Origin of the sequence: Terrabacter sp. NPDC080008, assembly GCF_040702505.1 — a bacterium.
GTDB lineage: Bacteria > Actinomycetota > Actinomycetes > Actinomycetales > Dermatophilaceae > Terrabacter.
In genome coordinates, this window is the sequence record NZ_JBFBLC010000001.1 from 1087449 (window position 1) to 1114094 (window position 26646).

Annotated in this window: 26 protein-coding genes and 2 tRNA genes; 12 read left to right on the forward strand and 16 right to left on the reverse strand. The window is 71.1% G+C overall.

Going from position 1 to position 26646, the window contains the following annotated elements; translation table 11 throughout:
* Nucleotides 1-233 precede the first annotated feature (233 nt).
* From AB0316_RS05065 to AB0316_RS05075, 3 genes are read right to left on the reverse strand one after another with little or no spacing between them, the layout of a single operon-like run.
* On the reverse strand, nt 234-926 hold the full coding sequence (locus AB0316_RS05065; RefSeq protein ID WP_366271000.1) for an HAD-IB family hydrolase: 693 nt from the start codon (nt 924-926) through the stop codon (nt 234-236).
* A 7-nt stretch (nt 927-933) separates the two neighbouring features.
* The gene (locus tag AB0316_RS05070) at nt 934-2217 is read right to left on the reverse strand and encodes an acyl-CoA desaturase (RefSeq protein ID WP_366271002.1); all 1284 of its coding nucleotides are present in this window, start codon (nt 2215-2217) and stop codon (nt 934-936) included.
* 15 nt (nt 2218-2232) lie between these two features.
* Nucleotides 2233-3312 carry a ferredoxin reductase gene (locus AB0316_RS05075; protein WP_366271004.1) on the reverse strand — a complete coding sequence of 360 codons (1080 nt, stop codon included), beginning with the start codon at nt 3310-3312 and terminating at the stop codon, nt 2233-2235.
* Nucleotides 3313-3484: 172 nt separating this feature from the next.
* Here AB0316_RS05075 and AB0316_RS05080 point away from each other — a divergent pair, with 172 nt between their 5' ends.
* Nucleotides 3485-4600, forward strand: coding sequence for a helix-turn-helix domain-containing protein (locus AB0316_RS05080; RefSeq protein WP_366271006.1), 1116 nt, complete (start codon nt 3485-3487; stop codon nt 4598-4600).
* 176 nt (nt 4601-4776) lie between these two features.
* Here the strand turns inward: AB0316_RS05080 and AB0316_RS05085 are convergent.
* The 10 genes from AB0316_RS05085 to AB0316_RS05130 all read right to left on the reverse strand — a co-directional run bounded on the left by AB0316_RS05085 (nt 4777) and on the right by AB0316_RS05130 (nt 10964).
* Nucleotides 4777-4853: transfer RNA gene (locus tag AB0316_RS05085), tRNA-Asp, on the reverse strand.
* A gap of 32 nt (nt 4854-4885) precedes the next feature.
* Nucleotides 4886-4958, reverse strand: a tRNA-Glu gene (locus AB0316_RS05090).
* Nucleotides 4959-5049: 91 nt separating this feature from the next.
* The gene (locus AB0316_RS05095) at nt 5050-6096 is read right to left on the reverse strand and encodes a PHP domain-containing protein (protein ID WP_366271008.1); all 1047 of its coding nucleotides are present in this window, start codon (nt 6094-6096) and stop codon (nt 5050-5052) included.
* Nucleotides 6097-6191: 95 nt separating this feature from the next.
* Entirely contained in the window at nt 6192-7052 is an 861-nt protein-coding gene (locus tag AB0316_RS05100; protein WP_366271010.1) for a hypothetical protein, read from the reverse strand.
* Nucleotides 7049-7552: a SigE family RNA polymerase sigma factor gene (locus AB0316_RS05105; RefSeq protein ID WP_366271012.1), complete on the reverse strand. Its 504-nt coding sequence runs from the start codon at nt 7550-7552 to the stop codon at nt 7049-7051. The genes AB0316_RS05100 and AB0316_RS05105 overlap by 4 nt, the downstream gene beginning before the upstream one ends.
* 132 nt (nt 7553-7684) lie before the next feature.
* Nucleotides 7685-8230: an NUDIX hydrolase gene (locus AB0316_RS05110; protein ID WP_366271014.1), complete on the reverse strand. Its 546-nt coding sequence runs from the start codon at nt 8228-8230 to the stop codon at nt 7685-7687.
* On the reverse strand, nt 8227-8844 hold the full coding sequence (locus tag AB0316_RS05115; RefSeq protein ID WP_366271016.1) for a methylated-DNA--[protein]-cysteine S-methyltransferase: 618 nt from the start codon (nt 8842-8844) through the stop codon (nt 8227-8229). Before AB0316_RS05115 ends, AB0316_RS05110 begins: the two co-directional genes overlap by 4 nt.
* A complete protein-coding gene (locus AB0316_RS05120) occupies nt 8837-9337 on the reverse strand; it encodes a sigma-70 family RNA polymerase sigma factor (protein WP_366271018.1) in 501 nt (166 codons plus the stop codon). Before AB0316_RS05120 ends, AB0316_RS05115 begins: the two co-directional genes overlap by 8 nt.
* Nucleotides 9338-9489: 152 nt before the next feature.
* Nucleotides 9490-10002 (reverse strand): methylated-DNA--[protein]-cysteine S-methyltransferase, encoded by a 513-nt coding sequence (locus tag AB0316_RS05125; RefSeq protein ID WP_366271020.1) that lies wholly within the window; start codon nt 10000-10002, stop codon nt 9490-9492.
* Nucleotides 9999-10964, reverse strand: coding sequence for a cation diffusion facilitator family transporter (locus AB0316_RS05130; RefSeq protein WP_366271298.1), 966 nt, complete (start codon nt 10962-10964; stop codon nt 9999-10001). Before AB0316_RS05130 ends, AB0316_RS05125 begins: the two co-directional genes overlap by 4 nt.
* 191 nt (nt 10965-11155) lie before the next feature.
* Here AB0316_RS05130 and AB0316_RS05135 point away from each other — a divergent pair, with 191 nt between their 5' ends.
* Together AB0316_RS05135 and AB0316_RS05140 are read left to right on the forward strand one after the other, a co-directional pair.
* Nucleotides 11156-11350, forward strand: coding sequence for a CsbD family protein (locus AB0316_RS05135; protein WP_366271022.1), 195 nt, complete (start codon nt 11156-11158; stop codon nt 11348-11350).
* A 206-nt stretch (nt 11351-11556) separates the two neighbouring features.
* A complete protein-coding gene (locus AB0316_RS05140; RefSeq protein ID WP_366271024.1) occupies nt 11557-13938 on the forward strand; it encodes a phosphoketolase family protein in 2382 nt (793 codons plus the stop codon).
* A gap of 50 nt (nt 13939-13988) precedes the next feature.
* Here AB0316_RS05140 and AB0316_RS05145 read toward each other — a convergent pair whose 3' ends face one another.
* Genes AB0316_RS05145 through AB0316_RS05155 form a run of 3 tightly spaced genes read right to left on the reverse strand, consistent with a single transcriptional unit; the run spans nt 13989 to nt 17174 of the window.
* Entirely contained in the window at nt 13989-14777 is a 789-nt protein-coding gene (locus AB0316_RS05145) for a DeoR/GlpR family DNA-binding transcription regulator (protein WP_366271026.1), read from the reverse strand.
* Between the two features lie 10 nt (nt 14778-14787).
* Nucleotides 14788-15795: a 4-hydroxythreonine-4-phosphate dehydrogenase PdxA gene (gene pdxA / locus AB0316_RS05150; protein WP_366271028.1), complete on the reverse strand. Its 1008-nt coding sequence runs from the start codon at nt 15793-15795 to the stop codon at nt 14788-14790.
* Nucleotides 15792-17174 carry a four-carbon acid sugar kinase family protein gene (locus AB0316_RS05155; protein ID WP_366271030.1) on the reverse strand — a complete coding sequence of 461 codons (1383 nt, stop codon included), beginning with the start codon at nt 17172-17174 and terminating at the stop codon, nt 15792-15794. The genes pdxA and AB0316_RS05155 overlap by 4 nt, the downstream gene beginning before the upstream one ends.
* Nucleotides 17175-17418: 244 nt before the next feature.
* Here AB0316_RS05155 and AB0316_RS05160 point away from each other — a divergent pair, with 244 nt between their 5' ends.
* From AB0316_RS05160 to AB0316_RS05200, 9 genes are read left to right on the forward strand one after another with little or no spacing between them, the layout of a single operon-like run.
* Complete coding sequence (locus AB0316_RS05160) at nt 17419-19047, forward strand: ABC transporter substrate-binding protein (RefSeq protein WP_366271032.1); 1629 nt, start codon at nt 17419-17421, stop codon at nt 19045-19047.
* Nucleotides 19048-19102: 55 nt separating this feature from the next.
* Nucleotides 19103-20035, forward strand: coding sequence for an ABC transporter permease (locus AB0316_RS05165; protein ID WP_366271034.1), 933 nt, complete (start codon nt 19103-19105; stop codon nt 20033-20035).
* On the forward strand, nt 20032-20985 hold the full coding sequence (locus tag AB0316_RS05170; RefSeq protein ID WP_366271036.1) for an ABC transporter permease: 954 nt from the start codon (nt 20032-20034) through the stop codon (nt 20983-20985). The genes AB0316_RS05165 and AB0316_RS05170 overlap by 4 nt, the downstream gene beginning before the upstream one ends.
* Nucleotides 20982-21905 (forward strand): ABC transporter ATP-binding protein, encoded by a 924-nt coding sequence (locus AB0316_RS05175; RefSeq protein WP_366271038.1) that lies wholly within the window; start codon nt 20982-20984, stop codon nt 21903-21905. The genes AB0316_RS05170 and AB0316_RS05175 overlap by 4 nt, the downstream gene beginning before the upstream one ends.
* On the forward strand, nt 21898-22746 hold the full coding sequence (locus AB0316_RS05180; RefSeq protein WP_366271040.1) for an ATP-binding cassette domain-containing protein: 849 nt from the start codon (nt 21898-21900) through the stop codon (nt 22744-22746). Before AB0316_RS05175 ends, AB0316_RS05180 begins: the two co-directional genes overlap by 8 nt.
* The gene (locus tag AB0316_RS05185) at nt 22743-23735 is read left to right on the forward strand and encodes an aldo/keto reductase (protein ID WP_366271042.1); all 993 of its coding nucleotides are present in this window, start codon (nt 22743-22745) and stop codon (nt 23733-23735) included. The genes AB0316_RS05180 and AB0316_RS05185 overlap by 4 nt, the downstream gene beginning before the upstream one ends.
* A complete protein-coding gene (locus AB0316_RS05190; protein WP_366271044.1) occupies nt 23732-24547 on the forward strand; it encodes an aldolase/citrate lyase family protein in 816 nt (271 codons plus the stop codon). Before AB0316_RS05185 ends, AB0316_RS05190 begins: the two co-directional genes overlap by 4 nt.
* Complete coding sequence (locus AB0316_RS05195) at nt 24544-25800, forward strand: exo-alpha-sialidase (RefSeq protein ID WP_366271047.1); 1257 nt, start codon at nt 24544-24546, stop codon at nt 25798-25800. The genes AB0316_RS05190 and AB0316_RS05195 overlap by 4 nt, the downstream gene beginning before the upstream one ends.
* 47 nt (nt 25801-25847) lie before the next feature.
* A complete protein-coding gene (locus AB0316_RS05200) occupies nt 25848-26519 on the forward strand; it encodes an SDR family oxidoreductase (protein ID WP_366271049.1) in 672 nt (223 codons plus the stop codon).
* Nucleotides 26520-26646: the final 127 nt, after the last annotated feature.

Below are 26646 nucleotides of genomic sequence, written 5' to 3' on the forward strand. Positions count from 1 at the left end.
TGGTGGGACAACCTCGCTGTCGACCTCCTCGTGGGCGAGCAGATCAGGAGCGCCCAGCGCAACGTCGACGCGGCAGCGGCCGGGTCCGCCAAGCGCTCGAGATGCTCGAGAGCCGGCGCGCCGAGCTGGTCCGGTGACGGCTTCGCGGGTGACGCGCACACGGCACACGGTCTCCGCCACGTGCCTCGGCCGCCGGTGTCGGAAGGAGGCACGCGGCATACGGCAGGGATGCGTCAGTGGCGCTTGCGGCCGACCTCGACGACGCGCCAGCCGCGCTCGCGTGCCAGCTCCCGCAGCTCGCGGTCCGGGTTGACGGCGACGGCGGTGCCGACGCGCTCCATCATCGGCAGGTCGCTGATGGAGTCGCTGTAGGCGCTGCAGCGGGTCAGGTCGTAGCCGCGCTCGGCCGCCAGCTTCTCCATCTCTACGACCTTGCCGGCGGCGTAGCAGAACTCACCCGCGAGGCGGCCGGTGTAGCAGCCGTCGTCGTCGAGCTCGCTCCGGGTGGCCACGGCGCCCTCGAGCCCGAGGGCCGTCGCGATGCGGCTCACGAGCTCGATGGGGGAGGCCGACACGACGATCCGGTCGTGCCCGGCGGCGCGGGCCTCCGCCAGCAGGGCCGTCGAGGCCGGGATCGCTCTGCGCACGATGCCAGGCACGATCGTGTCGGTCAGGTGGATGATGTCCGACTGCCGGAGGCCGGCGACGGCCCGGAGGATGCGCTCGCGCAGCGCCTCCGAGCCCTCGTCGGTCGAGCCCTTGCGGTGGAAGGTGACCGCGTTGAGGGTGTCCTTGACGAGGTCCCTCCACGGCACGTGGCCGCTGCGGAAGGCGGCGACGGCGAGCGGGTAGTTCGCCGAGCCGCGGATCAGCGTGCGGTCCAGGTCGAAGAAGGCGGCTGTGGGGGCGCCGGACAGCGCGGTCATCGCCCGCTCACCCCTGGTGGGCGGCCAGCGGGAACGCGGAGCGCCGCGGCGGCACCGGGGCGTTGACCGCCTTGGCGGCCTGCTTGGGCTTGTTGGGCAGCGCGAGGCGGAAGACCTTGGCCCACGCCTGGTAGACCTGCTTGGGCAGCGGCCCGGTCGTGTAGGGCAGGCCGTAGCGCTGGCAGATCTCGCGCATCTCGACCGCGACCTCGTGGTAGCGGTTGCTCGGCAGGTCGGGGAAGCAGTGGTGCTCGATCTGGTGGCTGAGGTTGCCGGTCATCAGGTGCATGAGCTTGCTGCCGGAGATGTTCGCCGAGCCGAGCATCTGGCGGATGTACCAGTCGCCGCGGGTCTCGCCCTCGATCTCCTCCTCGGTGAAGGTGTCCACCCCGTCGGGGAAGTGGCCGCAGAAGATGACCGAGTGCGCCCAGACGTTGCGGATCGCGTTGGCGGTGAAGGTGCCGAGGAGGGCCTGCTTGCCCGAGCCGAACGGGACGGCGGCCAGCGGCGTCGCGGCATAGTCCTTGGTGAACTGGCGCACGATCTTGCGCCCCATCGCCTTGAGGTCCTTCTTGAGGGCGGCCTTGGACTTCTCGCCCTCCTTGACGGCCTCGAGCTCGAGGTCGTAGATCGCGATGCCCCACTCGAAGAACGGCGCGAGGACCATGTTGATGGCCGGGTTGAAGATGTTGGACGGGTGCCACGGCTGGTCCTCGTCCATGCGCAGCACGGAGTAGCCCACGTCCTTGTCCTTGCCCAGCACGTTGGTCCACGTGTGGTGCAGGTCGTTGTGGGTGTGCTTCCACGCGGCGGCCGGCGTGACGAAGTCCCACTCCCACGTCGTGGAGTGGATGTCGGGGTCGCGCATCCAGTCCCACTGGCCGTGCAGGACGTTGTGGCCGATCTCCATGTTCTCGAGGATCTTGGCGACCGAGAGCATGGCGGTGCCGGCGACGAACGCCGACTTCTTCTTCGAGAGCAGCAGGGTCGCGCGCCCGGCGACCTCGAGGGTGCGCTGCACGCGGATGACGCGGCGGATGTAGGCCGCGTCCTTGGCGCCGCGCGTGGCGATGATGCGGTCGCGGATCGCGTCGAGCTCCTGGCCCAGACGCTCGACGTCGGCGTCGGAGAGGTGCGCCGCAGCGCTCGGGCGCTTCAGGGGTCCTCCGGACGCCGCGAGGACCGGCTTCCTGGCCTGCTTCGTGGAGGCGGTGCCCCCGACGGTTGCATCCAGGGCGGCCCCGGCGGCGCGGGTCGGCGCCGTCGTCGGTCGGTTCGTGGTGGCGGTCATTCGGTGTTTCCCTTCCTAGATGTCCAGGTGGACAGGTCCGGCGGCCGCGTTGACGCAGGTCTGGATCAGCTCGCCCTCGTCGCCGTGCACCTCACCGGTGCGCAGGTCGCGGACCTTGCCGGCGACGAGCGGGACGAGGCAGCTTCGGCAGATGCCCATCCGGCATCCGCTCGGCATGACGACCCCGCAGTCCTCGCCGGCCTCGAGGAGGGGGACGTCGCCGTCCACCTCCACTTCCTTGTCGGACTTCTCGAACGTGAGCAGTCCGCCCTCGCCGCCGGCTCCCTCGAGCAGGACGGGGGCGAAGCGCTCGATGGTGAGCGCGGGGGCGTCCTCGTCGCCCGCCGCGGCGCCCTCGCGCTCCCACAGCTCGGTGGCAGCGTCGAGGAAGTCCGTCGGACCGCAGGCGTATGCCGCCCGCTCACGCCAGTCGGGACAGAGCGTCTCGAGGTCGGCGGGGGTCGTGAGGTCGAGGCGGCGGCCACCCTCCTCGCGAGTGAACCAGTGGCGGACCGTGAGGCCCGGGAACTGGTCGGCCAGCTCGAGCAGCTCGTCGTGGAAGAGCGCGTCGTCGCGGGTGCGCGCCGAGTGCACGAGCACCACGTCGGCGTCGGGCCGGCGGGGGACGAGCGTGCGGATCATCGACATGACGGGCGTCAGGCCGCTGCCGGCGGTCAGCATCAGCAGCGGGCGCGGGTGCTCGGGGAGCACGAAGTCGCCCTGCGGGGTGTCGAGGAAGAGGATGTCGCCGACCTTGGTGCCCCGCGCGAGCGCCGTCGAGACCATGCCGATCGCGGTCACCGTGATGGCGGGATCGTGGCCCCCGGCGGCTGACAGCGAGTAGCTGCGCCACTGGCGCACCCCGTCGATCTCGACGCCGATGCGGGCCCACTGGCCGGCGGCGTGCGGGTTCCAGCCGCGGCCGGGCCGGAAGTGGATCGTCGTGGAGTCGGGCGTCTCGCGCACGACCTTCGTCACGACGCCGCGCAGCTGCCTGGCGGAGGCGAGCGGGTTGATGAGGTTCAGGAAGTCCTCGGGCTCACGCGGGGTCGTCAGGATCGACGCCACACGTCGGAGAGCACGGAACTGGGTCATACGTTCCATTGTCGCGGTCAGGACCCCTCCGCATCTTGGGGTGGCGCGTACTCTTTGGGCTCAGAGGTTGTCTCCTCGCGACAAATTCCAGGAGGACGCCGTGGCACAGGCCACATCCGACCCACCGTGGTTGTCTCTACCAGCCGAAGTTGCGAAGGTGCTGAGGCCGGTGGTGAGCGACATCGTCGAGGCCATCATCGAGGGCATACCCCGCGACGTGCCTGTCTACGCGATGCCCATGGAGGGCCGCTTCGGGCAGGGCGTGCGACAGGGCGTGACCGTGGCGCTCAACCGCTTCCTCGACCTGCCCGGGACCCGGCTTCCGGCACTCTCGGAGGACGGCAAGTGGGTCTACGAGAGCCTCGGACGCGGGGAGGTGCGTTCGGGTCGTAGCCTCGAGTCGCTCCTCGCCGCCTACCGCTACGGAGCGCGGGTCACCTTCCGGGCGATCTCCCGCACCGTGGACGTCTCGCAGATGTCTCCCGACGTGCTGCTCTCGCTCGGTGAGTCGCTCTTCGCGTACATCGACGAGCTCTCGGCCGCGAGCGCCCAGGGGTATGCGCAGGAGCAGTCCGAGCGCGCCGGCGAGCAGCTGCGCCTGCGCAGCGAGCTGCTCGAGATGATCCTGCGCGGCGACTCGAGCGACGGCGGGGTGGCGCGCCTGGCCGCCGCGGTGGGGTGGACGCTGCCGGAGGTCGTGCTGGTCGCGCTCGTGCCGTTCCCCCACGTCGAGGGCCTGCGGGCGGCACTGGGGTCCGACGGCCTGGTGGCCGAGCGGGGCACCGACGTCGTCATCGTGTATCCCTTCGGCAGCCAGCCGGCGCGACGCCGCGAGCTCGAACGAGCGCTGCGTGGTCGCCCCGCGATCGTCGGTCCGGCGCGCCCCTGGCAGCAGGCCGGGGAGTCGCTGCACCTGGCCACGTCGGCCGGGGCGCACGGCGTGGGCGTGACCCACGACGAGGCGGGCGGCGCGTCGCCGGTGTGGGTCGAGGACCACCTCGCCGAGCTCGTCGTGCACGCCGAGCCGCTGGCCACCGCCGAGCTGGCCAGGACGCGACTCGCGCCACTCGACGGGCTGCGGCCGGCTGCGCGCGAGCGCCTCACCGAGACGCTGCTCGCGTGGCTGCGCCATCAGGGGCAGCGTGCCCCGATCGCCGAGGAGCTCTTCGTCCACCAGCAGACGGTGGGCTACCGCGTCGCCCAGCTCAAGGAGCTCTTCGGTGACGCGCTCGATGACCCGGAGGTCCGGTTCGAGCTCGAGCTCGTCCTGCGCGCCGGCCACCGCTGAAGCCCACCCCGCATACGCCCCCTCCCGCCGCCCGACCACGTCGAGTGGGCACTTTCCGACGTCGAGTGGGCACGTTGCGTCATCTCCCCTGTGGACAAGTGACGGAAACTGCCCACTCGACTTGAGGGGGAATGGGAAGAGGCGCCGCTCTCTGGTGAGAGCGGCGCCTCTTGGTGTGGCGACCCCGACCGGGCTCGAACCGGCGACCTCCGCCGTGACAGGGCGGCGCGCTAACCAACTGCGCTACGGGGCCTTACTGGGTGGTGCGTGTGGAACTGTACTGCGTATCCCCAACGGGATTCGAACCCGTGCTGCCGCCGTGAAAGGGCGGAGTCCTAGGCCGCTAGACGATGGGGACCTGCCCGACCTATCCGTTGGGTCGTCGAAACTATAGGGGAGTTTCCGGTGCCCGACCAAATCGGCTCCCGGCCCCCTCGACAGAGGGTCCCTCAGCCCTTGGCCCAGGCCCGGACCTCGTCGACCGACCACGTCGTGACGATCCGCTCCGCGGGGATGCCGAGCCGTTCGGCGCGCTCGCAGCCGAGGGACTTCATGTCGAGCTGGCCGGGGGCGTGGGCGTCGGAGTCGATGGTGAAGAGGCAGCCGAGGTCTCGGGCCAGCTCGATCAGCTCGTCGGGCGGGTCGCACCGCTCGGGGCGCGAGTTGATCTCGACCGCGACATCGTTCTCGAGGCAGGCGCGGAAGACCTTCTCGGCGTCGAACTGCGACGGGGGGCGCTTGCCGCGCCCGCCGGTGACGAGCTGGCCGGTGCAGTGGGCCAGGACGTTGGTGCGCGGGTTGCGCACCGCCGCAACCATCCTGGGCGTCATCTCGAAGGCCGGCTGCCGCAGCTTGGAGTGGATGGAGGCGGTGACGACGTCGAGCTGGTCGAGCATGTCGTCGTCCTGGTCGAGGGTGCCGTCGAGGTGGATGTCGACCTCGATGCCCTTGAGGAGCGTGAAGGCGTCCCCGAGGCTCGCGTTGATGGCATCGACGCGCTTCAGCTGGTCGGCCAGGCGCTCGCGGCTCAGGCCGTTGGCGACCGTGAGCCCAGGGGAGTGGTCGGTCAGGGCCATCCACTCCTGCCCGAGGTCGACCGCCGCGAGGACCATCTCCTCGATCGGGCTGCCGCCGTCGCTCCAGTTGGAGTGGGCGTGCAGGTCGCCGCGCAGCGCGGCGTACAGCTCAGCGCCCCCGCGGGTCAGCGGCTCGCCGTGCTTCTCCTCGGCGGAGACGAGGTATGCCGGCAGCACCCCGCGCGTGGCCTGGCTGATGATCGCGGCGCTGGAGTCGCCGATTCCCTTGAGCTGCTTGAGGGTTCCGTTCTCGACGCGCTCGCGCAGCTCGGACTCGGGGACCAGGGTGATGGCCTCGATCGCCTTGCGGAACGCGTCGACCCGATAGCTGCTCTCCCGTCCCCGTTCGAGCAGGAAGCAGATGCGGCGGAGTGCGTCGAGCGGGCTGATGGGGGCCTGCGGCGGCGTCGGCTGCTCCATGCGGAGCAGCCTAACCGTGGCTCCGCGGCGCAGCCCGGCCTTCGGGGCCCGGCTCCGCCCGGGCTCGACCCATCAGGAGCGTGCCGACACCTACATCACCGCTGCAGGGGCGGCAGCGTCCTGCCGTCGGGCAGCTTGCCGCCCGACGCCGGCGAGGCGACGGTGACCTCCACGACGTCGCCGTAGCGCTGCTCGAGCGGCGTGGGGGAGGAGCCCGCCGCGAGGACGACGGCGACGCGGTCGGCGCGGCCGTCCTGTGTGATCCGCAGGATGTCGATTCCCTTGTCGCTCCAAGCTGTTCGCTGGTCGGCGATCTCCTGCTCGACTCGCTGCTTCTCCGCGAAGGTGTGCGCCCTCACGACGAACTCCACGTCGGACGGGCTGGGCATCGCCTGGGTCACGAACGTCTCGAGCCCGCTGTCGTGCCGGGTGACGGCGACGGCAACGCGGTCACCCGCCGGCGTGACCGCATACGCCCCCGAGAAGACATCGGGCCAGCGGGAGACGACGGTGGGCTCGATCGCCTCGAAGGTGTTGGTCTGCGGGGTCGAGAGGGTGTCGAACCAGCGCGTGGCGTCCCGGGCCGACGGGACCGACGGCGCCGCCCCGCCCGAGCCGGGAGCACCCGGGGACGCACTGCGCAGCGACCCGGGCGCCTCCGCCGAGGACCCGGCAGCGGTCCGGGCACCCGCGCCGGACGAGGCGCTCGAGGGCGACCCGTGGTCGGCCGCGACCCAGCTCCCGCCGACGACCCCGACGACGACGACCGCCGCCGCGGCCCCGAGCAGGGTGGAGCGGCGCCGCGAGGTGCGGGCCCGTCCGCGCATCAACGCGCGCTCGACGAAGAGGTCGTCACGAGGAGGCCTGAGGTCGTTCATCGCGGACAGCGCCTTTCGCAGCTGCGCCTCGCCCGGCTCGGGCGCGGCGTCCGGCCCACGTGTCATGTCGTCGTTCACGAGACCGCTCCTGCCCCGCTCAGCGGTGGGTCGGCGAGCCGGCCGCGCAGGGCGGCCAGGCCCCGGGAGATCTGGCTCTTGATGGTGCCTTCGGCCACGCCCGTGCACTCGGCGATCTGCGGCACGGTGAGGTCCTCCCAGAAGCGCAGGACGAGCACGGCGCGCTGCTTCTCGGGGAGGTCCTCGAGCAGGGCGTTCAAGGTCATCGCGAGCTCTCGGTCGTGCTCGACCGTGGCCGGCTCGGGCGCCTCGTCGGTGAGGACCTCGCGGCGGCGCTTGCGCTGGTCGTTGAGGAAGAGGTTCATCATGGTGCGTCTCGTGTAGGCGGTCTCGGCCCCGGCGGCGATCCGCGGCCACGCGACATACACGCGGGCCAGCGCCTCCTGGACCAGCTCGTCGCCGTCGGCCCAGCTGCCGCAGAGCAGGTAGGCGCGGCGGCGCAGCATCGTCTGCCGCTCCTCCACGAAGCTGCGGAACGCCGCCTCGTCCCTACGTCTCATGTGCTCCCGCCGGTCCGTTCGTCAGGCTTCGAGTCTCTCGTACACCCCCATGGACACGCGGCGTCCGTGAACCGTTGCATGCGCACGGCGTGCGTATGCCGCGTGGTGCGGCCTCGCGGTCAGTGAACGCGGTCAGTGCACGCGTCCCAGGGCGAGGAGGGCGAACATCAGCGCCGCGACCGTCTCGCCGTCGGTGATGGTGCCGTCGCGGACCAGGCCGAGCACCTCGGGGAGCGGCACGCGGCGGACCTCGCCGATGCCCTCCTCGGCACGGTGCGCGTCGTGGTCGCCGGGCGCAGAAGACAGGCCGGTGGCGAGGAAGACGACCTCGAGAGCCCGGCAGATGCCGTTGAGCGCGTTCATCGTGCCGACCTGCCGCCAGTGCTCGGCCACGAGCCCGGTCTCCTCCGCCAGCTCACGGCGTGCGGCCTCGAGGGGGTCCTGCCCGTCGGTGCCGCCCGCCGGGACCTCGAGGGAGACGCCGACGGTGTGCCGGTCGACCGAGACGAGCACGATCTCGTCGTCGTCGGTCAGGGCGACGACGAAGACCGCGAGGCGGCGCACCTCGACGACGCCGTAGATCCCTTCGCTGCCGTCGGGGCGCGTCACCTCGTCCTCGTGGACCTGGATCCACGGGTTCTCATAGACGACGCGCGAGCCTGTGGTCGGCCAGCTCACGCCGCCGCCTCGAGGGAGAGGAGCCGCTGCTTGGCCGGCAGGCCGCCGAGGTAGCCACCCAGCGCGCCGTCCGAGCGGAGCACCCGGTGGCACGGCAGGACGATCGGCAGCGGGTTGGTGGCGCACGCCGAGCCGACCGCCCGCACGGCCCGCGGGCTCCCGGCCGCGACGGCGACCTGCGCGTAGCTCTCGGTCGCGCCGTAGGGGATCTCGCCGAGGTGCTGCAGCACGGCACGGCGGAAGCCCCTCGCCAGGCGCAGGTCGAGCGGCACGTCGAACCCGTGCCGGCGACCGGCGAAGTAGTCGTCGAGCTCGCCCGCGAGCAGGTCGAGCACGCCGAGGCGGTCGCCGCCGCGCAGGATCCGGGGCCCGACGGTCGTGCCCAGCGCCTCGAGGACCCGGTCGTGGTCCTCGAGCTCGAACGCGACGCGTACGACCCCCTCGGGCGTGGCGGCCAGGAGCAGGGAGCCGATCGGCGAGTCGACGGTGCGGTAGGTGACGTCGAGGAGGTCCTCGGTGCCGGCCCGGTCCACGAGCTCTGCATGGAGCCGGGCGAGATGGGCGGCCTCACCCAGGTCGGGCCCTTCGAGGACGTCGAGGAGGTGGTCAGACATGGGTGCTCACCCTTCCGTGGGCTGCGTAGGTGGCTCTGAGCCGGGCGATGCCGTCGGCCGCTGCCCGGCGTGCGGCAGCCGGGGTGCCGCCGACGATGCGTGCGACCTCGGGGTGGGGCAGGCCGGCGACGTGGTGGTAGGCGACGCAGAGGCGCTGCTTCTCGGGCAGTGCCGCGACATCGGCCCACAACTTCTCGTCGGCGAGGACCTCCTCGGGCTGGCCGTCGCTCGGGGCGGTGCAGTCGGGGACGTGCGCGACGGGAATCGCCTGCCGGGCACGGACGCGCGCGACGTCTAGTGCCTTGCGGTGCGCGATGGTGACGAGCCAGGCGCGGACGTTGGCGTCCTCGGGCAGGTCCGGCCACGCGCGCAGGGCCGCGAGGAACGTCTCCGACCAGGCATCGTCGGCCTCCGTCGGACCGAGCACGGCCCGGCAGACCCGCAGGACGACAGCCCCGTGCTCGGTGACGGCCTGCTCGAACGGTCGCTTCATGCCCTGTGGACGCTCCGGCCTCGGGAAGTGTGAGGTCACCCAGTCTGGCTCATGTGACGCAGCGCGCTCTCGAGTGGGGCGGGGCGCGCTCTCGAGTGGGACGGGGCGCGCTCTCGAGTGGGACGGGGCGCGCTCTCGACCGGGGTCTGGGGTCAGAAGAGGCGGCCGGACGCGTCAGCCGGCGGCTCCTCGAGCGCGAGGAGGAAGCGCTTGCGGTCGAGCCCGCCCGCATACCCGACGAGGGAGCCGTCGGCGCCGATGACGCGGTGGCAGGGGACGATGACGGCGATGGGGTTGCGGCCGTTGGCCGTCCCGACCGCCTGGGCGAGGTTGCGGTCGCCCAGAGCCGTGGCCAGCTGGCCGTAGCTGCGGGTCTGGCCGTAGGGGATCTCGCGCAGCAGCGCCCACACCCGCTGGTGGAACGCATCACCGCGGGGCGCCAGCGGCAGGTCGAACGTCGTGAGCGACCCACTGAAGTACGCGTCGAGCTGACTCGCGGCGGACGCGAACGGCTCGTCGGGGAGGTCGCCCGCCTCGCCGAACGCCTCGGGGTCGGTGCGCCGGTGTTTCGCGGCGTCCATGAGCACGTGCGTGAGGGCGCCGTCCTCCGCGACGACGGTCAGGTCGCCGAGGGGGGACGGCACCACGACGTGCGCCCGGTTCATCCCTGGTCGTCGCCCTTCGGTGCGCCGTGCTGGGCCAGGAGGTCGTCGTGCGTCGGGATGGGGAACTCGGCGGCGTAGTCGCCGTAGGCGCGCGGGTCCTCGGACGGCTCGAGGTGGCACGTCAGCGCGATCTCGCCGAAGTCGCGGTGCACGGCCTCCTCGACCTCCTCGACGAGGTCGTGGCCGCGCTGGACGGTCCACGCGCCGGGCACGAGCACGTGCACCTCGGCGAACCGGTGGTGGCCGGACAGGCGGGTGCGCAGCGCGTGGAAGTGCACCTCGCTCGTGACGAAGCGGGAGAGGATCTCGGCGATCGCGCGGTTGTCCTCCTTGGGCATGGAGATGTCCATCAGGCCCTCGGTGGACTCCCGGATGAGGCGCCAGCCGGTCCAGACGATGTTGACCCCGACGAGGAAGGCGATGATCGGGTCGAGGCGCTCGACATGGGTCAGGCCCACGAGCAGGACGCCGACGACGACACCGGCTGAGGTCCACACGTCGGTCATCAGGTGCTTGCCGTCGGCGGTGAGCGTCAACGAACGGTAGCGCCGGCCGGCCCGCAGCAGGACGACGGCGACCGCGCCGTTGACGGCGGAGGCGACGACGGAGATGGCCAGGCCCAGGCCGACGTTCTCGATCGGACGGGGGTTGAGGAAGCGCTCGATCGCGGTGTACATGATCACGAGGGCCGCGACGAAGATCATCATGCCCTCGATCGCGGCGGAGAAGTACTCGGCCTTGGTGTGGCCGAAGTGGTGGTTCTTGTCCGCCGGCATGGCGGCGACCTTGAGCGCGATCAGCACCGCGACGGCGGCCACGAGGTTGACCACCGACTCCGCCGCGTCGGACAGCAGACCCACCGATCCGGTGATGCGCCAGGCGATGACCTTCAGCGTGATCGTGACCACGGCGGCGGCTATCGAGAGGTACGCGAACCTGCTCAGGTCGCGGGTCTGCTGCATGCGCCCCGCGCCGGGCGGGTCGGCGGGAACGGGGGACGGGATCGTTGTCACGGCTCCAGTGTCCCAAAGCGGACCGACAGCCGGAGACCGCAGCCCCTAGGCGGACCGCGGAAGCCGGCGTCCGGGTGGTGGGGATGCCGAGCCAGCGGGTAGGGGGGAGGCATCCGATCGCTCGCGAGAGGAGCCCTGAGATGGGTACTGCAGACAAGGCCAGGAACACGGGTGAAGGCCTGGTGGGCAGGGTCAAGGAAGCCGCCGGAAAGGTCACCGACAACGAGCGACTCGAGGCCGAGGGCGAGCGTGACCAGGCCTCGGCGGACCTCAAGCAGCGGGGTGAGCAGCTCAAGGACGCGGCCGAGGACGTCAAGGACGCCTTCGACCGCTGACCCTTCCGGAGTGGGGTGGGTCGGTCCTCTCGGGGGCCGGCCCACTGCTCTGTCCGGACGCCGTCCCGGCGCCGACCTTCCCCCGAGTCGTATGCCGTGGGGTGGGTACGCCTCGGTCGTGCCCTTGCGAGCCCGTCCGGCGTCCGTGAGGCTCGACAGGACGGACGACGACGCACCGAGAGGCCTCAGCTGTGACGACGACGACCATGACCACCGTGCCGGCCCCGACCGCTGACGAGATCGCGTCGATGGACGCGTGGTGGCGCGCCAGCAACTACCTGACGATCGGGCAGATCTACCTGCAGGACAACGCCCTCCTGCGTCGCCCGCTCACCCCGGACGACATCAAGCCGCGCCTGCTGGGCCACTGGGGGACGAGCCCCGGCCTGTCGTTCGTCTACACGCACATGGCGCGCGTCATCCGGCACACCGGCCAGGAGACCATCTACCTCACCGGCCCCGGTCACGGCGGTCCGGCGCTCGTGGCGGCCGGCTACCTCGAGGGCACCTACTCCGAGATCTATCCCGGGGTGACGAGGGACGCCGAGGGCCTCCGGCGCCTCTTCCGGCAGTTCTCGGCGCCCGGCGGCATCCCGAGCCACGTGTCGGTGACGACGCCGGGCTCGATCCACGAGGGCGGCGAGCTCGGCTACGTGCTCGTCCACGCGTTCGGGGCTGTTATGGACAACCCCGACCTGCTGGCCCTCGCGGTCGTCGGTGACGGGGAGGCCGAGACCGGCCCGCTCGAGGGCTCGTGGAAGGGCATCTCCTTCCTCAACCCCCGTCGCGACGGGGCGGTGCTGCCGGTGCTGCACCTCAACGGCGCCAAGATCTCCGGTCCCACGGTGCTCGGGCGCAAGGACCCCGCGGAGGTGCGCAGCCTGCTCGAGGGTCACGGCTACGAGGTCCTCGAGGTCGAGGGGGACGACCTGCCCGGCATGCACGAGCGCTTCGCGCAGACGCTCGCGACGGCATACGCGCGCATTCGGGCGATCCAGGAGGAGGCCCGAGCCGAGGGCTGGGAGATGGGCGAGCGGCCGCGGTGGCCGCTCATCGTGCTGCGGACGCCGAAGGGCTGGACCGGTCCGGCGGAGGTCGACGGGGTCAAGGTGACCGGTACGTGGCGCTCGCACCAGGTGCCGCTCTCGGGGGTCAAGGACAACCCGGAGCACCTCGCGCTGCTCGAGGAGTGGATGCGCTCCTACCGGCCCGAGGAGATCTTCGACGAGTCAGGTCGACCCAGCGACCTTGTGCTGCAGGCCAACCCGGAGGGTGACCTGCGCATGAGCGCCTCACCGCACGCCAACGGCGGGGTCCTCGCGACCGAGCTCGACATCCCGGACTTCCGTGACTTCGCCCGCGACGTCCCCTCGCCCGCGACGGTGCGCGAGGAGTCGACACGGGCGATCGGCGAGCTGATGCGCGAGCTCTACGTGCGCAACCCGACGACCTTCCGGCTCTTCAGCCCCGACGAGACGAACAGCAACCGGCTCGGGGCCGTCTTCGACGTCTCGGAGCGGATGACGGCCGAGCGCGTCCTCGACGAGGACGTGAAGCTCTCGCACGAGGGCCGGGTCATGGAGGTGCTGTCGGAGCACTCCTGTCACGGGTGGCTCGAGGGCTACACGCTCACCGGGCGCCACGGGCTCTTCGCCACCTACGAGGCCTTCGCCATGGTGAGCGCGTCGATGACCGTGCAGCACAGCAAGTGGCTGCAGGAGGCCAACAAGCTCGACTGGCGCGCCAAGGTCCCGAGCCTCAACATCCTGCTGACCTCGACGGCCTGGCGCAACGACCACAACGGCTTCTCGCACCAGGGGCCCGGCCTCATCCAGACCGTCCTCAACGCGCGAGGCGAGGTGGCGCGCATCTACCTGCCGCCGGACGCGAACTGCCTACTCTCCGTGGCCGATCACTGCTTCCGGTCGAAGAACTACGTCAACCTCATTGTCATCGACAAGCAGCCGCAGCCGCAGTGGCTGACGATGGACGAGGCCGTCGAGCACTGCGCCGCGGGCGCCGGGATATGGGACTGGGCGGGCAACGACGACGGCGACCGCGACCCGGACGTCGTGCTCGCGTGCGCCGGCGACGTCGTGACGATGGAAGTCGTCGCGGCCGCCCAGATCCTCAAGGAGCGGCTGCCGCAGCTGCGCGTCCGCGTCGTCAACGTCGTCGACCTCATGACGCTCTCGCGGCGCCGCAGCCACCCGCACGGCATGGACGAGGCGCGTTTCGGTGAGCTGTTCACCGACTCCGTCGACGTCGTTTTCGCCTTCCACGGCTACCACGGCGCCATCCACCAGCTCGTCCACGGCCGCCCCGACGCCGACCGCTTCCACGTGCGCGGCTTCAGCGAGGAGGGCACGACGACGACGCCCTTCGACATGGTCGTGCGCAATGAGGTCGACCGCTACCACCTCGTCATGGACGCCATCAACAACGCCGGCCGGCAGGTGCGTGGGGCGAGCGAGCTGAAGCGCTGGTGCGAGGCCAGGCTCAGCGAGCACCAGGACTACATCGTCGAGCACCTCGAGGACATGCCCGAGGTGCGGGACTGGGTCATGACGACGATCGTCGAGGACTGACCGCGGGCGGCCGTATGCCGTGTGGCCGGCCACACGGCATACGGCCGTTCTCAGTCTCGGCGGGGGGCGACGACGACCTCGACGCCGTTGTCGCGAAAAGCCTGCAGTGCAGTGGGATCCGCGGCCTCGTCGGTGACGAGGGTCCAGCGCCGCGGCATGACCGCCCAGGCGTGGAAGGGTGACTGGCCGAGCTTGTCGGAGTGCGCGAGGACGTAGGTGTGCTCGGCCCGGCCCATCATCAGCTCCTTGAGCCGGGTCTGCTCGAGGTCGGCCTCGCAGATCCCGCGCTCGGCGTGCACGCTGTCGGCTCCCATGAACGCGCGGTCGAAGGAGAGGCGTTGCACGGCCGCCTCGGCGAGCGGGCCCACGAACGCCTGGCTCAGCGGGCGCAGCCTGCCACCAAGGGCGATGACGTCGATGCCGACGCTGTCGGTGAGTGTCGACATGGCGCTGATGCCGGCCGTCACGACCGTCAGCTCGGTGAGGTCGGGAATCTTGACGATGGCGTCGGCGAGGGCACCCATCGTCGACCCGGCGTCGAGGAGCACGGTCTCGCCCGGCTCGATCTGGGCTGCGGCCCAGCAGGCGATGTCCCTCTTGGCGGCGTGCGCCTCCCCCAGCCGCTGGCGCAGCGAGGCCTCGGGGTGGTGGGCCAGGCTCATGACCCCGCCATAGGTCCGCGCGAGCTTGCCCTGCGCGGTCAGCTTGGCGAGGTCGCGGCGGATCGTCGAGGCGGTGACGCCGAGCTGCTCGGAGAGCTCCTCGACGCTGGCCAGCCCGCTCGTCGTGGCGAGGCGCACGATCTCCCCCCGACGCGTCTGCGCGCTGTGCTTCGCCACGCTGGGCACCTTAGGCGCCGTGGGGCCGCGGCGCCATCTCCGCGCCGAGTCGAAGGGCCTCGATCATCGAGCGGTGGTCGGCGACACCGGTGCCGGCGATGTCGAAGGCGGTGCCGTGGTCGACCGAGGTCCGGATGACGGGCAGTCCGATCGTCACGTTGACGCCAGCCTCGAGTCCGAGCACCTTGACGGGACCGTGGCCCTGGTCGTGGTACATCGCGACGACGAGGTCGTAGTCCCCGCGACCCGCGAGGAAGAACAGCGTGTCGGCCGGGAGGGCACCGTGCACGTCGATGCCGTCGGCGCGGGCCGCCTCGACACCGGGGTTGATCTTCGCCTCCTCCTCGCCGTAGCCGAAGAGGCCGTTCTCACCGGCGTGCGGGTTGATGCCGCAGACCCCGATCTTGGGGTTCGGGTTGCCGGCGTCGACGAGGGCTTTGTGGCCGCGGCGGATGACGCGCTCGACGAGCCCCGGCTCGATGCGGGCCACCGCGTCGAGCAAGCCGATGTGGGTGGTCACGTGGATGACCTTGACCTTCTCGGTCGAGAGCATCATCGACACCTCCGGGGTGCCGGTGAGGTGGGCGAGCAGCTCGGTGTGACCGGGGAAGACGTGGCCGCCGGCGTGCAGCGCCTCCTTGTTGAGCGGCGCCGTGCAGATCGCCTGGACCTTGCCCGCCATGGCGAGCTCGGAGGCGACGCGGATGTAGTGGTACGCCGCGTCGCCGGCGACTGCGGACAGCGTGCCGAAGGGCAGGTCGGGCGGCAGCAGGCCCAGGTCGATGACGTTGATGCGGCCTGGCATCTCGGTGGCCTGCTCGACGTCGTCGATGGTGACGATGTCGACCGCGACCCCGGCGATGTCGGCGGCCAGCTTGAGTCGCAGCGCGTCGCCGACGACGACGGTGCGGGCCAGGGTCGCGACGTGTGGGTCGGCCAGGGCCTTGACGATGATCTCGGGGCCGATGCCGGCGCCGTCTCCCATGGTCACGGCGATGCGGGGAAGGGCGGCGGTCATGGGTTCTCCTCGTTGATCACGCCTGTGGTGGCGCGGGGTTCGGTGTGAGCGGGTGGGGCAGCCGGTGAGGTGGCAGGTGTGCCCGACAGGCCGCCGAGACGCTCGGCGACCCGGACGAGCGAGCTGGAGTCGCCGAAGCTGCCCGGCCGGGTGACGACGTGCCGGCCGTCGGGACGTCGGCTGAGCACGGTGCCGGTCTCGAGCTCTGCGACGACGGCGAGCGAGGCGACCCCGAGCCGGTCGAGCACCGTGCGAGCCGTCTCGCCCCCTGACAGGAGAGCGGCCCCGTACTGGTCGATGTGGGGCGCGACTGCCGCAGCCAGGGCGTCGCTCAGCCGTCGCGCCTGGGCCGGGCAGACCGGGGCGGCGGGATCGAGGGCCACGACGACGACGCCGCGGCGGGGTAGCCCGGCGAGGCGGGCCCCGGCATCCTCCGGCGCGTCCAGCAGGCGGCCCGGCTCGAGCAGCAGGACCCTGGCGCCGCGCGCCTTCAGCTGCGCGATCTGCGCAGTCGTCCCAGGCGCACGCGTCCCGAGCACCATGAGCACCCCGGGCACCGCGTCGCCGATGCCGGGTCCCGGGTCGCGACGTTGCGGCGCATCGCCGGCCTCGTGTTCGGCGTCGACGGCGCTGAGTAGATCGGCGTGCTGCGAGACCCCGGTCCGGTCGGGCAGGGCACGGACGGCCGCGTCGGCGAGCGCGCCCGAGCCGACGACCAGGGTGCCCGAGCCGGCGGCCGCGGAGGCCCGGCGTGCCGCCTCGTTAACCACGTCCAGGTCCCGCTCGCTGACGGCGTCACAGACGGCGACGAGACCGCGCTCGGCCGCGGCGGCGAGCTCCACGCATACGGCCTCGGCGCCGCGCAGCACGGTCTCGTGGGGGACGAGCACGGTGGGCAACGGCTGGAGTGCGTCCGCGACGCACCGGGGAACGGGCCCGGGCTCCACGGCCCAGAGGTCGGTGTCGTGGAGCGGCATGCCGTCCACGTGCAGCACGCCGTCGCGCACGATGCGCCCCAGTGCAGGGTTCGTCACGGCGACGACCGGGACGCGGTGCAGCTCGTCCGCCAGGGCGGCGACCTCGACTGCTAGGTGACCACGCAGGAGCGAGTCGACCTTCTTGACCACGACGGGCGCATCGGCGACGAGGGTGGCGGCCCTGCGGACCGCGGCGGCGGCGTGGTGGCCGTCCAGCCTGCGGGAGTCGGTGTCGACGGTCAGGACGCTCGTGTTACCTGTACCGGTGCGTTCGGGCGAAGGTCCGGGGCGCGAGGAGGTGAGGTTGACGATGCTGCGCGAAACGCGCACGAGAGCGTGTGCTGCGCATTCTGCGGCGCCGCTCAAGTCGTCCGCGACGATCCCGAGGGAAAGCTCGGCCATGGCTCCTCCTTCCCGCTGTTATGGGCGTATATATCTGCGCAACAAGGAAACTGGCGACCCTGCCGTGATGGTGAACCAGGCCACGTCGCTCCATCTGCGAGTGGGCGGATGGTGCGCGCTGAACCGTTCCTTCACAAAAAACGCTACAGGTATTGCGTGAATCGCGCAATGGTGCGAAGGTTGGGCAACCCGAGGGCGCAGGGAGCGCACCGACGGGGAGGCCACCGCTCAACGAGGAGTCCCGATGCCCCAGCAGCCTGCACTGCTTCCCACGTCTGACCAGCCGGCGCGCGAGCTGTCGCGTCGCTCGATCCTCAAGCTCGCCTCGCTGGCCGGCGCCGGAGCTCTCTTCGCTCCCGCGCTCGCCGCCTGCGCCGGGCCGAAGGCCGCCAACACCGCGAGCACGGCCGGAGCCGGTGCTGCTGGGGGCACGTTGAACATCGTGCTCAACCGCAACCTGGTGAGCCTCGACAACAAGCTCAACCAGTACGACGCGGCCGTCACCGTCCAGCGCGCGGTGCGCGAGGCCCTGACGAAGATCGGCGACGACCTCAAGCCCCAGCTCGTCCTCGCCAAGTCGTTCGAGCAGACCAAGCCGACCGAGTGGACCGTCAAGCTGCGCGACGACATCCACTACTCCGACAAGTCGCCGGTCACGGTCGACGACGTCGAGACGGCCCTCAAGCTCTACTTCCAGGTGCCGGCCGGCTACGTCGCCTCGCAGTTCCCCGAGCAACCCACCTTCACGAAGGTCGACGACCGCACTTTCACCCTGACGACCAAGGTGCCCGTCGTCACCCTCAACTCGCTGATGTCCAACATCCTCATCACCCCGGCCAAGGACAACAAGGCCGAGGAGCTGAGCAACGGCCTGGGCACGGGGCCCTTCGTCATCGCGAGTGCCGACACCGGCACCGGCACGTACAAGCTGACCCGCAACGACAACTACTGGGGCGAGAAGGCCAAGCTCGACACGGTCAACGTCTCCTACCAGGAGGAGGAGGGCGCTCGCGTCATCGCGATCACCTCCGGCCAGGCCGACGTCATCGACACGATCACCCCGGAGTCGGCGGCCTCGCTCAAGACCAACAACGACATCGACGTCATCGAGACGCCCGGCACGCGCCTGATCCACCTCTTCTACAACTTCCGCAAGCCCAAGGGGCACCCGCTCGCCAACCCCAAGGTGCGCGAGGCCCTCACGTACGCGATCGACCACGACTCGCTCATCAAGGCACTGATGAACAACCAGGTGACCTCGGCCGAGGGTGTCGTGCCCAAGACCCTTGCCGGCTACGTCAAGACCGGCGAGTACACCTACGACCCGGCCAAGGCCAAGCAGATGCTCGCCGACAACGGCGGCAGCGGCCTGAAGCTCACCTTCATCTGGGAGGACTCCGAGTTCGCCGGAGCGTCCCGGGTGCTCGAGGCCATCAGCCAGATGCTCGCGGCCGTGGGTGTGACCGCCACGCTGAAGATGATCCCCAAGGGCGGCGACATCAACGCCTGGCGTCGTGGCGAGTCCGGCGACTGGGACGTGCTGGCCAACGGCTACGGCAACCAGACGGGCCTGGCCCTGACCAACCTCGTGGGGCAGTACGGCGGCACCGCCGCGAAGGAGAAGACGCGCGACACCTACCAGGGATTCGTCTTCCCCGAGATCTCCACGCTCCTCGACCAGGCCGGCGCCGAGGCCGACGAGACCAAGCGCGACGAGCTGCTCAAGCAGGCCCAGGAGAAGATCTGGGCGCTGTGGCCGGCCATGTGGGCCTGGACGCCCAACAACGTCCTCGCCAAGCGCAAGCGGGTGCAGGGGCTCAAGCTGCGCGCGATCAACTCCTACGACCTCGGCTCCGTGACGGTCTCGGCCTGAGCGGGTCGCCGCACCCCGGCACCATCCGGCATCCCCGGCATTCCAAGGTGATCCCATGTTGAAGTACGTCCTCAAGCGCATCGCGCAGACCGTGCTCACCGCGTTCCTCGCGACCGCGACGGTCTTCGTCCTGCTGCGGATGGCCCCGGGCGACCCGGCCGCGAACTATGCGCCCCCGAACCCCACGTCGGCGCAGCTCGAGGCCATCCGTCAGCAGTTCGGGCTCGACAAGTCGATCCCCGTGCAGTTCCTCGTCTTCCTGCAGCACCTCTTCCAGGGCGACGTCGGCACCTCGTTCTTCTTCAAGCGCCCCGCCCTCGAGGTGGTCATGGAGCGCCTGCCCTACACCATCACGCTGGCCGTGGCGGCGATCGTCGTCACGGCGGTCGTGGCCATCCCGCTCGGCGTGTGGATGGCCCGTCGGGCCGACACGGCCAAGGAGCTGGGGGCCAACATCGGCACCATCGCCGGGCAGTCGATGCCGGACTTCTGGATCGGCTTCGTGCTGCTCATGCTCTTCGCGGTGCAGCTTCGGTGGTTCCAGCCGTCCGGTTTCACCTCGATGGCATCCATCGTCCTGCCGACCGTGACGATCGCCATCCTGCAGATCGCCCTCATCTCCCGGCTCGTGCGCCGCGAGATGGTCGTCAACCTCGCTGCCCCCTACCTCACGGTCGCCAGGTCACGCGGCATCTCGGAGCGTGCGCTCACCTGGCGGTATGCGTTCGGCAACTCGGCCATCCCGGTCGTGACGGCGCTCGGCACCCGTTTCGCGGCCATGCTCAACGGCGTCGTCATCGTCGAGGTCGTCTTCGGCTGGCCCGGGGTCGGGGAGCTGGTCGTCAACGCACTCAAGCAACGCGACTTCCCGCTCATCCAGGCCACGGTCCTCGTGACGGTCGTGCTGGCGCTCGTCGTCCAGCTCCTCGTCGACCTGCTCTACCCGCTCATGGACCCGCGCGTCCGACTCGGAGAGGCCAGCGCATGACCACCTCGACGAACCTGCCCGGTCACCCCCAGGCGCCGGCCCTGCACGAGGTCCCCGGCTCGATTCTCGGGCGTGACTCGGTCGTCACCAAGGTGCTGCTGCGCCGCTCGGCCGCGGCCAGACGTGCTCGCTACAGCACGATCAAGATCTGGGTCGGCGCGATCTGCGCCGGAGTCGTGGTCATCCCGGTGGCGCTCGCGCAGCTCCTGCCGCTGCCCGACCCGATCGTGGGCCGGCTGGCGGATTCCTCACTGCCACCGTTCAGCGCCGGCCACCTCTTCGGCACCGACCCCAACGGCCGCGACCTGCTGAGCCGCATCCTTCACGGCGGCCAGACCTCGCTCGTCATCGGCGTCCTCGCGATCTTCGTCTCCGGGGTCGTGGGCATCGTCGCGGGCGCGGCCGCCGGCTACTTCGGGGGCTGGGTCGACACCATCGTCTCCCGTCTGCTCGAGGCACAGATGTCGCTGCCGCTGCTGCTCATGCTGCTGCTGGTCGTCGCGCTCTTCGGCCCGTCGATTCCCGTCATCACCCTGGTGATCGCCTTCGCCCAGTGGCCCGAGCCCGCTCGCATCACGCGCGCCTTGGTGCTCGTGGAGCGGGAGAAGCCCTACGTCGCCGCCGCGCGGGTGCTCGGGCTGCACCGCATCTCGATCATCACCCGGCACCTCATCCCCAACATCCTCCAGCAGGTCCTCGTCGTCGTCCTGCTGCTGCTGGCCCAGGCGGTGCTGCTCGAGAGCGCGCTGTCGTTCCTGGGCGCCGGCGTGCAGCGGCCCTACCCGACCTGGGGCGGCATCATCTCCGACGGCCGTGAGCTCTTCGTCACCGGCAAGTGGTGGCTCGTCACGATCCCGGGCATCGTCATTGCCCTGCTCGTCGTCGGGGTCAACCTCGTCGGCGACGGCTTGCGCGACCGGGTCCGCCGCACGAAGGGAGACGAGGCATGAGCGTCCTCGAGGTCAAGGACCTGCAGGTCGAGCTGATGACCGGCTCGAGCGTCGTCCGCGCCGTCGACGGGGTCAGCTTCCACATCGACGAGGGCGAGACCGTCACGATCATCGGTGAGTCGGGCTCGGGCAAGTCCACCACGGCAATGGCGATCCTGCGCCTGCTGCCCGACGACCTCGCCGTCGTCTCCGGTGAGGCGCGCATCCAGGGCCAGGACGTCACCGGCAGCCGCAAGGTCATCAACTCGCTGCGTGGACGCACCGTTGCCCTCATCCCGCAGGACCCGATGACGGCTCTCAACCCCATCCGCACCGTCGGCCGGCAGATGACCGAGGCGGTCCGGGTCAAGTACCCGAAGATGGGCAAGGCAGAGGCCAGGGCCCGCGCGCTCGCGCTCATGGAGCAGGTGCACATCCGCAACCCCGAGAAGCAGTTCGGCGCCTACCCGCACCAGCTCTCCGGCGGCATGCTCCAGCGCGTGCTCATCGCGATGGCGGTCTCCACCGATGCAGACCTCATCGTCGCGGACGAGCCGACCAGCGCGCTCGACGTCACGGTGCAGGCCGGCATCCTCGACCTGCTCCTCGAGCTGCAGGAGCGCACCGGCATCGCCCTGCTGCTCATCACCCACGACCTCGGTGTCGCGCGCCTGATGAGCGACCGCATCCACGTCATGAAGTCCGGCACCTTCGTCGAGGGCGGCCCGGTGACCGACGTCGTCGACAACCCGCAGCACCCCTACACGCAGAAGCTGCTGGGGGCCATTCCGGAGCTCGGCCCCTGGGACGACCCCGCGCTCTCGGTGGGCCAGGCGCCGTATGCCGTCACGGACGTCCCCGCCCACCCCGCGGGCGCCGCCTCAGCCGGGCACACGGCATACGGCGCCCCGAAGCTCGTGAAGGAGGCCAGCCATGGCTGAGGACCTGCTGACCGTTCGCAACCTCGTCGTCGAGTACGGCAGCGGCAAGGACGTCTTCCGCGCCGTCGACGACGTGTCGTTCACCGTCCCGCGCGGCGGCACCCTGGCCATCGTGGGGGAGTCCGGCTGCGGCAAGTCGACGATCGCCAAGGCGCTCGTGCGCCTGCTCAAGCCCACCTCGGGAGTCGTCGACCTCGACGGCACCGACCTCGCCGCGCTCTCCGAGAAGCAGCTACGCCCCCTGCGGCACCGCGTGCAGATGGTGTTCCAGGACCCCTACGGCTCGCTCGACCCGCACCTGACGGCCCAGGAGATCGTCGCCGAGCCGGTCAGGGCCCGAGGCGAGAAGTCGCGGAAGGTCCAGCGGGACAAGGCCGCCGAGCTGATCGACCGCGTCGGGCTGCCCCGCACGGCCCTGGCGCGCAAGCCCCCGGAGTTCTCCGGCGGCCAGCGCCAGCGCATCGGCATCGCCCGGGCGCTCGCCTCGGGTCCCGAGCTGCTGGTCTGCGACGAGGCGACCAGTGCCCTGGACGTGTCCGTGCAGGCCCAGGTGCTCGAGCTGCTCGCCGACATCCAGCGCGAGACGGGCCTGACCTACCTCTTCATCTCCCACAACCTCGGCGTCGTGCGCGCCATCTCGCAGGACACCATCGTCATGCGGGCCGGGCGCATCGTCGAGGGTGGTCGCACCGACGACCTGCTCTCGCGGCCGCAGGAGGAGTACACCCAGCGCCTGCGCCGGTCGGCCCTCGAGCCGGCCCTCATGACCGGCATCAAGCCGCGACACCTCATCCGACACATCGCCGCCTCTCGCGCGGCGGAGACCGAGAAGGCCTCATGACCACGCCCGCCCTACCGACCATCGACCTGCCGGGCCTGGGCCGGCCGCTCCCGCGACTGGTGCTCGGCACCATGACCTTCGGCGACACCGTCGACCTCGACACCGCCCGCACGATGGTCGACACCGCGCTCGACGCCGGCATCACCTCCATCGACACGGCCAACGGGTATGCCGGTGGGCGCAGCGAGGAGATGCTCGCCGAGATCCTGGCGGGGCGCCGTGACGCGGCCACGATCGCGACCAAGGCGGGCATCTATCCCGGTGACGCGGGTGGCGCGCCCCTGCTCTCGGCCGCCGGCCTGCGGTCCTCGCTCGAGGCGAGCCTCCGCCGGCTGCGCACCGACTTCGTCGACGTGTACTACCTGCACCAGCCCGACCGGTCGGTCCCGATCGACGAGACCGTCGCCGCCCTGGGCGACTTCGTCAAGGAGGGCAAGGTCCGAGCGATCGGCGTCTCCAACTACTCCGCCTGGCAGATCGGTGACGTCTTCGCCGCCTGCGACGCCATCGGCACGCCGCGGCCGGTCCTCGCGCAGCAGCTCTACAACCTCGTCGCCCGCCGCATCGAGGCCGAGTACGCCGAGTTCGCGACGACCAAGGGCCTGGCCACGATCGTCTACAACCCGCTCGGCGGCGGCCTGCTGAGCGGGCGCCACTCCTTCACGGAGTCGCCGGGCGAGGGCCGCTTCGGCTCGTCGGCGCTCGCCACCATGTACAAGGACCGCTACTGGAACGCCGAGACGTTCGCGGTCATCGAGGCGCTCGGCGATATCGCGTCCGAGGCCGGCATCACCCTCCCCGAGCTGTCGCTGCGCTGGCTGCTGAGCAAGCCGGTCGTATCGGCGGTGCTGCTCGGGGGTTCCAAACCGTCCCAGCTGGAGGCCAACATCACTGCTGCACAAGCCGGTCCGCTCCCCGACGACGTCCTCGCCGCGTGCGACGAGGCAGGGGCCCCGCTGCTCGGCTCGATGCCGGGGTACAACCGATGAGCCCCGCGAACGAGGGCGGACAGACCGCGATGGAGCGCAGCCGCGAGCGCGTGCTCGACTACGCCCGGCGCGTGCGGGCCCGCGAGACCATCCTCGGCTACTGGGTCATCATCGACTCGCCCGTCTCGACCGAGCGGCTGGCGAGGGTCGGCTACGACTACGTCTGCTTCGACGCCCAGCACGGGCTCCTCGACTACAAGGGCATCCTCGCCGGCATGCAGGCCATCGACGCCGGAGGCGAGTCTGTCGGGATGGTCCGCGTCGGCGGCAACGAGCCCTTCCTCATCGGGCAGGCCCTCGACGCCGGAGCCGCCGGCATCATCGTGCCGCTCGTCAACACCGCCGAGGACGCCGCCCGCGCGGTCTCGTACGCCAAGTACGGTCCCGAGGGCATCCGCTCGTACGGCCCGATGAGGTCCCAGCTGCGGATCGGGCCCAACCCGGCCGACGCCAACGCGGCCACGGTGGTCCTCGCGATGATCGAGACGCCCCAGGGTCTCGAGAACGTCGAGGCCATCGCGGCGACGCCCGGGATCGACGGTCTCTACATCGGCCCGTCGGACCTGCGGCTCGCCGTAGGTGGCGCGACGTCGACCGACCCTGCCGTCGACGACGCCTTCGAGGCCGCCGTCGAGCGCATCCTGGCGGCAGCCGAGGCGGCAGGCATCGCCGCCGGGTTCCACACTCCCAGTGGCGAGGTCGCCGCGGAGCGCCTCGGACAGGGCTTCACCCTGGCCACGGTCTCGTCGGACCTCGTCCACCTCGAGCAGGCGGCCTCGGCCCACTTCAGGGCGGCACGGGGAGCGTCATGACCGTCGCCGGGTCGACGCAGGCGCTCCCGACCGACGGCGTCCCGCGCCCGCGCGAGGGAGGCGGCCGCACGGCATACCTCCCCACCCCGACGGTGCAGTGCCACGCGGCCAACCTCGCGTGGCTGCCGAACGGCGACCTCGCGTGCGTGTGGTTCGGCGGCACCCAGGAGGGCGTCAGCGACATCACCGCCTACCTCAGCCGCATGCCGGCCGGCACCGACAGGTGGCTCGACCCTGTGCCCTTGAGCGACGACCCGACCAGGTCGGAGCAGAACCCGGTGCTGTTCACGGCGCCGAGCGGTGACGTGTGGCTGCTCTACACCGCCCAGCTCGCCGGCGACCAGGACACCTCCGAGGTGCGCCGCCGGGTCTCCCTGGACGGCGGCGAGACGTGGGAGCCGCCGACCGTGCTGCTGCCCGCCACCGAGGTCGGCGGCGTGTTCGTGCGTCAGCCTCCCGTCGCGTTGGCGAGCGGGCGCATCCTGCTGCCGGTGTTCAACTGCGTCACCGTGCCCGGTGAGAAGTGGGTCGGCAACGAGGACACCTCGAGTGTGTGGTGGAGCGACGACGGCGGCGAGACGTGGTCGGAGTCGCCGGTGCCCGGGTCGCTCGGCTGCGTCCACATGAACGTCGTCGCCCGACAGGACGGCTCGCTGTGGGCGTGCTTCCGCAGCCGCTGGGCCGATCACGTGTGGGAGACGACGTCCACCGACGACGGCCTGACGTGGGCGGTGCCGACTCCGACCGCGCTGCCGAACAACAACTCCTCGATCCAGGCTGTCGCGACCGGCGGGGGAGAGGTCACGCTCGTGTTCAACCGAAGCTCGGCCCTCGACGCAACCGAGCGTCGTGTCTCGCTCTACGACGAGATCGACGACGAGGGCGTCGTCGAGGGGCTCGAGGGTCCCGTCGTCGCCGAGCCATCACCCGAAGCCACCGAAGCCACCGAAGCCACCGAGGCTGCGGGGCGCCGGACCGCCTTCTGGGGCGCGCCGCGGGCGCCGATGACGCTTGGACTCAGCCCTGACGAAGGCCGGTCCTGGCCGGTGCAGGTCGACCTCGAGAACGGCGACGGCTACTGCATGTCCAACAACTCGCGCGACGGGCTCAACCGCGAGCTGTCCTACCCGTCGGTGCTGCCAGGCCGCGACGGTGACCTACACATCGCGTACACCTATCACCGCCGGGCCATCAAGCACGTGCACCTGCCCGCAGTCGTCGTCGACCGGCTGCGCGCGAGCCACGCCGGGTGAGGGTGACGGCACCCCGGTCTGCCGAGCGAGGGACACGCACCGCGATCGTGACCGGAGCCAGCTCGGGCATCGGCCTCGCCGTTGCCGAGGACCTCCTGGGCGCCGGATGGCAGGTGCTCGGGCTGAGCCGCTCACGGGGCGGCCTGCCCGAGGCGGCGACGTGGGTTGCGTGCGACCTCGCCGACGTCGCCTCGACGACGGAGGCACTCGCCAGCGTCGGACGGACCGCGACCGAGGTCGACGCGATCGTCCACGCCGCCGGGCTGCAGTACGCCGGCCGGCTCGGCGAGCTGGACCCAGCCCACGGTGAGCGGATGTGGGCGGTGCACGTCCGCGCCGCCGAGCTGCTCGTCGGCGGCCTCGTCGAGACACTCGTGGACGGCGGCCGAGTCGTGCTCGTCGGCAGTCGGACCATGAGCGGGGTCCCGGGCAAGAGCCAGTACGCCGCCACCAAGGCCGCGTTCGCTTCCATGGCTCGAGCGTGGGCGGCCGAGCTCGCACCTCGACGGATCACGGTGAACGTGGTCGCACCGGGCCCGACGCGCACAGCGATGCTGGAGGACCCGAACCGGGCCTCGGTGCCGCCCGTCGTCCCGCCGCTCGGCCGTCTCGTCGAGCCCTCGGAGGTGGCGGCGCTGACCCGCTTCCTGCTCGAGCCCACCGGCGCGATGGTGACGGGCCAGACCCTCGTCATGTGCGGCGGCGCGTCCCTGCCCTGACCGCGGCAGGGTGCGCCGCGGCTCCTTCGCAGGTGCGCGGTTCTCGCAGAGGTGCGCGGTGCACCGCGCACCTCTGCCGCGAGCGCGCACTCCTAGGGCGAACGCGCACTCCTGCGGCCAACGCGTA

Excerpts from the sequence above, each read along its gene's own strand:
- AB0316_RS05065 (WP_366271000.1), bottom strand. The coding sequence starts at position 926 with ATGACCGCGCTGTCCGGCGCCCCCACAGCCGCCTTCTTCGACCTGGAC.
- AB0316_RS05070 (WP_366271002.1), bottom strand. The coding sequence starts at position 2,217 with ATGACCGCCACCACGAACCGACCGACGACGGCGCCGACCCGCGCCGCC.
- AB0316_RS05075 (WP_366271004.1), bottom strand. The coding sequence starts at position 3,312 with ATGACCCAGTTCCGTGCTCTCCGACGTGTGGCGTCGATCCTGACGACC.
- AB0316_RS05095 (WP_366271008.1), bottom strand. The coding sequence starts at position 6,096 with ATGGAGCAGCCGACGCCGCCGCAGGCCCCCATCAGCCCGCTCGACGCA.
- AB0316_RS05105 (WP_366271012.1), bottom strand. The coding sequence starts at position 7,552 with ATGAGACGTAGGGACGAGGCGGCGTTCCGCAGCTTCGTGGAGGAGCGG.
- AB0316_RS05115 (WP_366271016.1), bottom strand. The coding sequence starts at position 8,844 with ATGTCTGACCACCTCCTCGACGTCCTCGAAGGGCCCGACCTGGGTGAG.
- AB0316_RS05120 (WP_366271018.1), bottom strand. The coding sequence starts at position 9,337 with ATGAAGCGACCGTTCGAGCAGGCCGTCACCGAGCACGGGGCTGTCGTC.
- AB0316_RS05125 (WP_366271020.1), bottom strand. The coding sequence starts at position 10,002 with ATGAACCGGGCGCACGTCGTGGTGCCGTCCCCCCTCGGCGACCTGACC.
- AB0316_RS05130 (WP_366271298.1), bottom strand. The coding sequence starts at position 10,964 with ATGCAGCAGACCCGCGACCTGAGCAGGTTCGCGTACCTCTCGATAGCC.
- AB0316_RS05135 (WP_366271022.1), top strand. The coding sequence starts at position 11,156 with ATGGGTACTGCAGACAAGGCCAGGAACACGGGTGAAGGCCTGGTGGGC.
- AB0316_RS05140 (WP_366271024.1), top strand. The coding sequence starts at position 11,557 with ATGACCACCGTGCCGGCCCCGACCGCTGACGAGATCGCGTCGATGGAC.
- pdxA (WP_366271028.1), bottom strand. The coding sequence starts at position 15,795 with ATGACCGCCGCCCTTCCCCGCATCGCCGTGACCATGGGAGACGGCGCC.
- AB0316_RS05155 (WP_366271030.1), bottom strand. The coding sequence starts at position 17,174 with ATGGCCGAGCTTTCCCTCGGGATCGTCGCGGACGACTTGAGCGGCGCC.
- AB0316_RS05160 (WP_366271032.1), top strand. The coding sequence starts at position 17,419 with ATGCCCCAGCAGCCTGCACTGCTTCCCACGTCTGACCAGCCGGCGCGC.
- AB0316_RS05165 (WP_366271034.1), top strand. The coding sequence starts at position 19,103 with ATGTTGAAGTACGTCCTCAAGCGCATCGCGCAGACCGTGCTCACCGCG.
- AB0316_RS05170 (WP_366271036.1), top strand. The coding sequence starts at position 20,032 with ATGACCACCTCGACGAACCTGCCCGGTCACCCCCAGGCGCCGGCCCTG.
- AB0316_RS05175 (WP_366271038.1), top strand. The coding sequence starts at position 20,982 with ATGAGCGTCCTCGAGGTCAAGGACCTGCAGGTCGAGCTGATGACCGGC.
- AB0316_RS05180 (WP_366271040.1), top strand. The coding sequence starts at position 21,898 with ATGGCTGAGGACCTGCTGACCGTTCGCAACCTCGTCGTCGAGTACGGC.
- AB0316_RS05185 (WP_366271042.1), top strand. The coding sequence starts at position 22,743 with ATGACCACGCCCGCCCTACCGACCATCGACCTGCCGGGCCTGGGCCGG.
- AB0316_RS05190 (WP_366271044.1), top strand. The coding sequence starts at position 23,732 with ATGAGCCCCGCGAACGAGGGCGGACAGACCGCGATGGAGCGCAGCCGC.
- AB0316_RS05195 (WP_366271047.1), top strand. The coding sequence starts at position 24,544 with ATGACCGTCGCCGGGTCGACGCAGGCGCTCCCGACCGACGGCGTCCCG.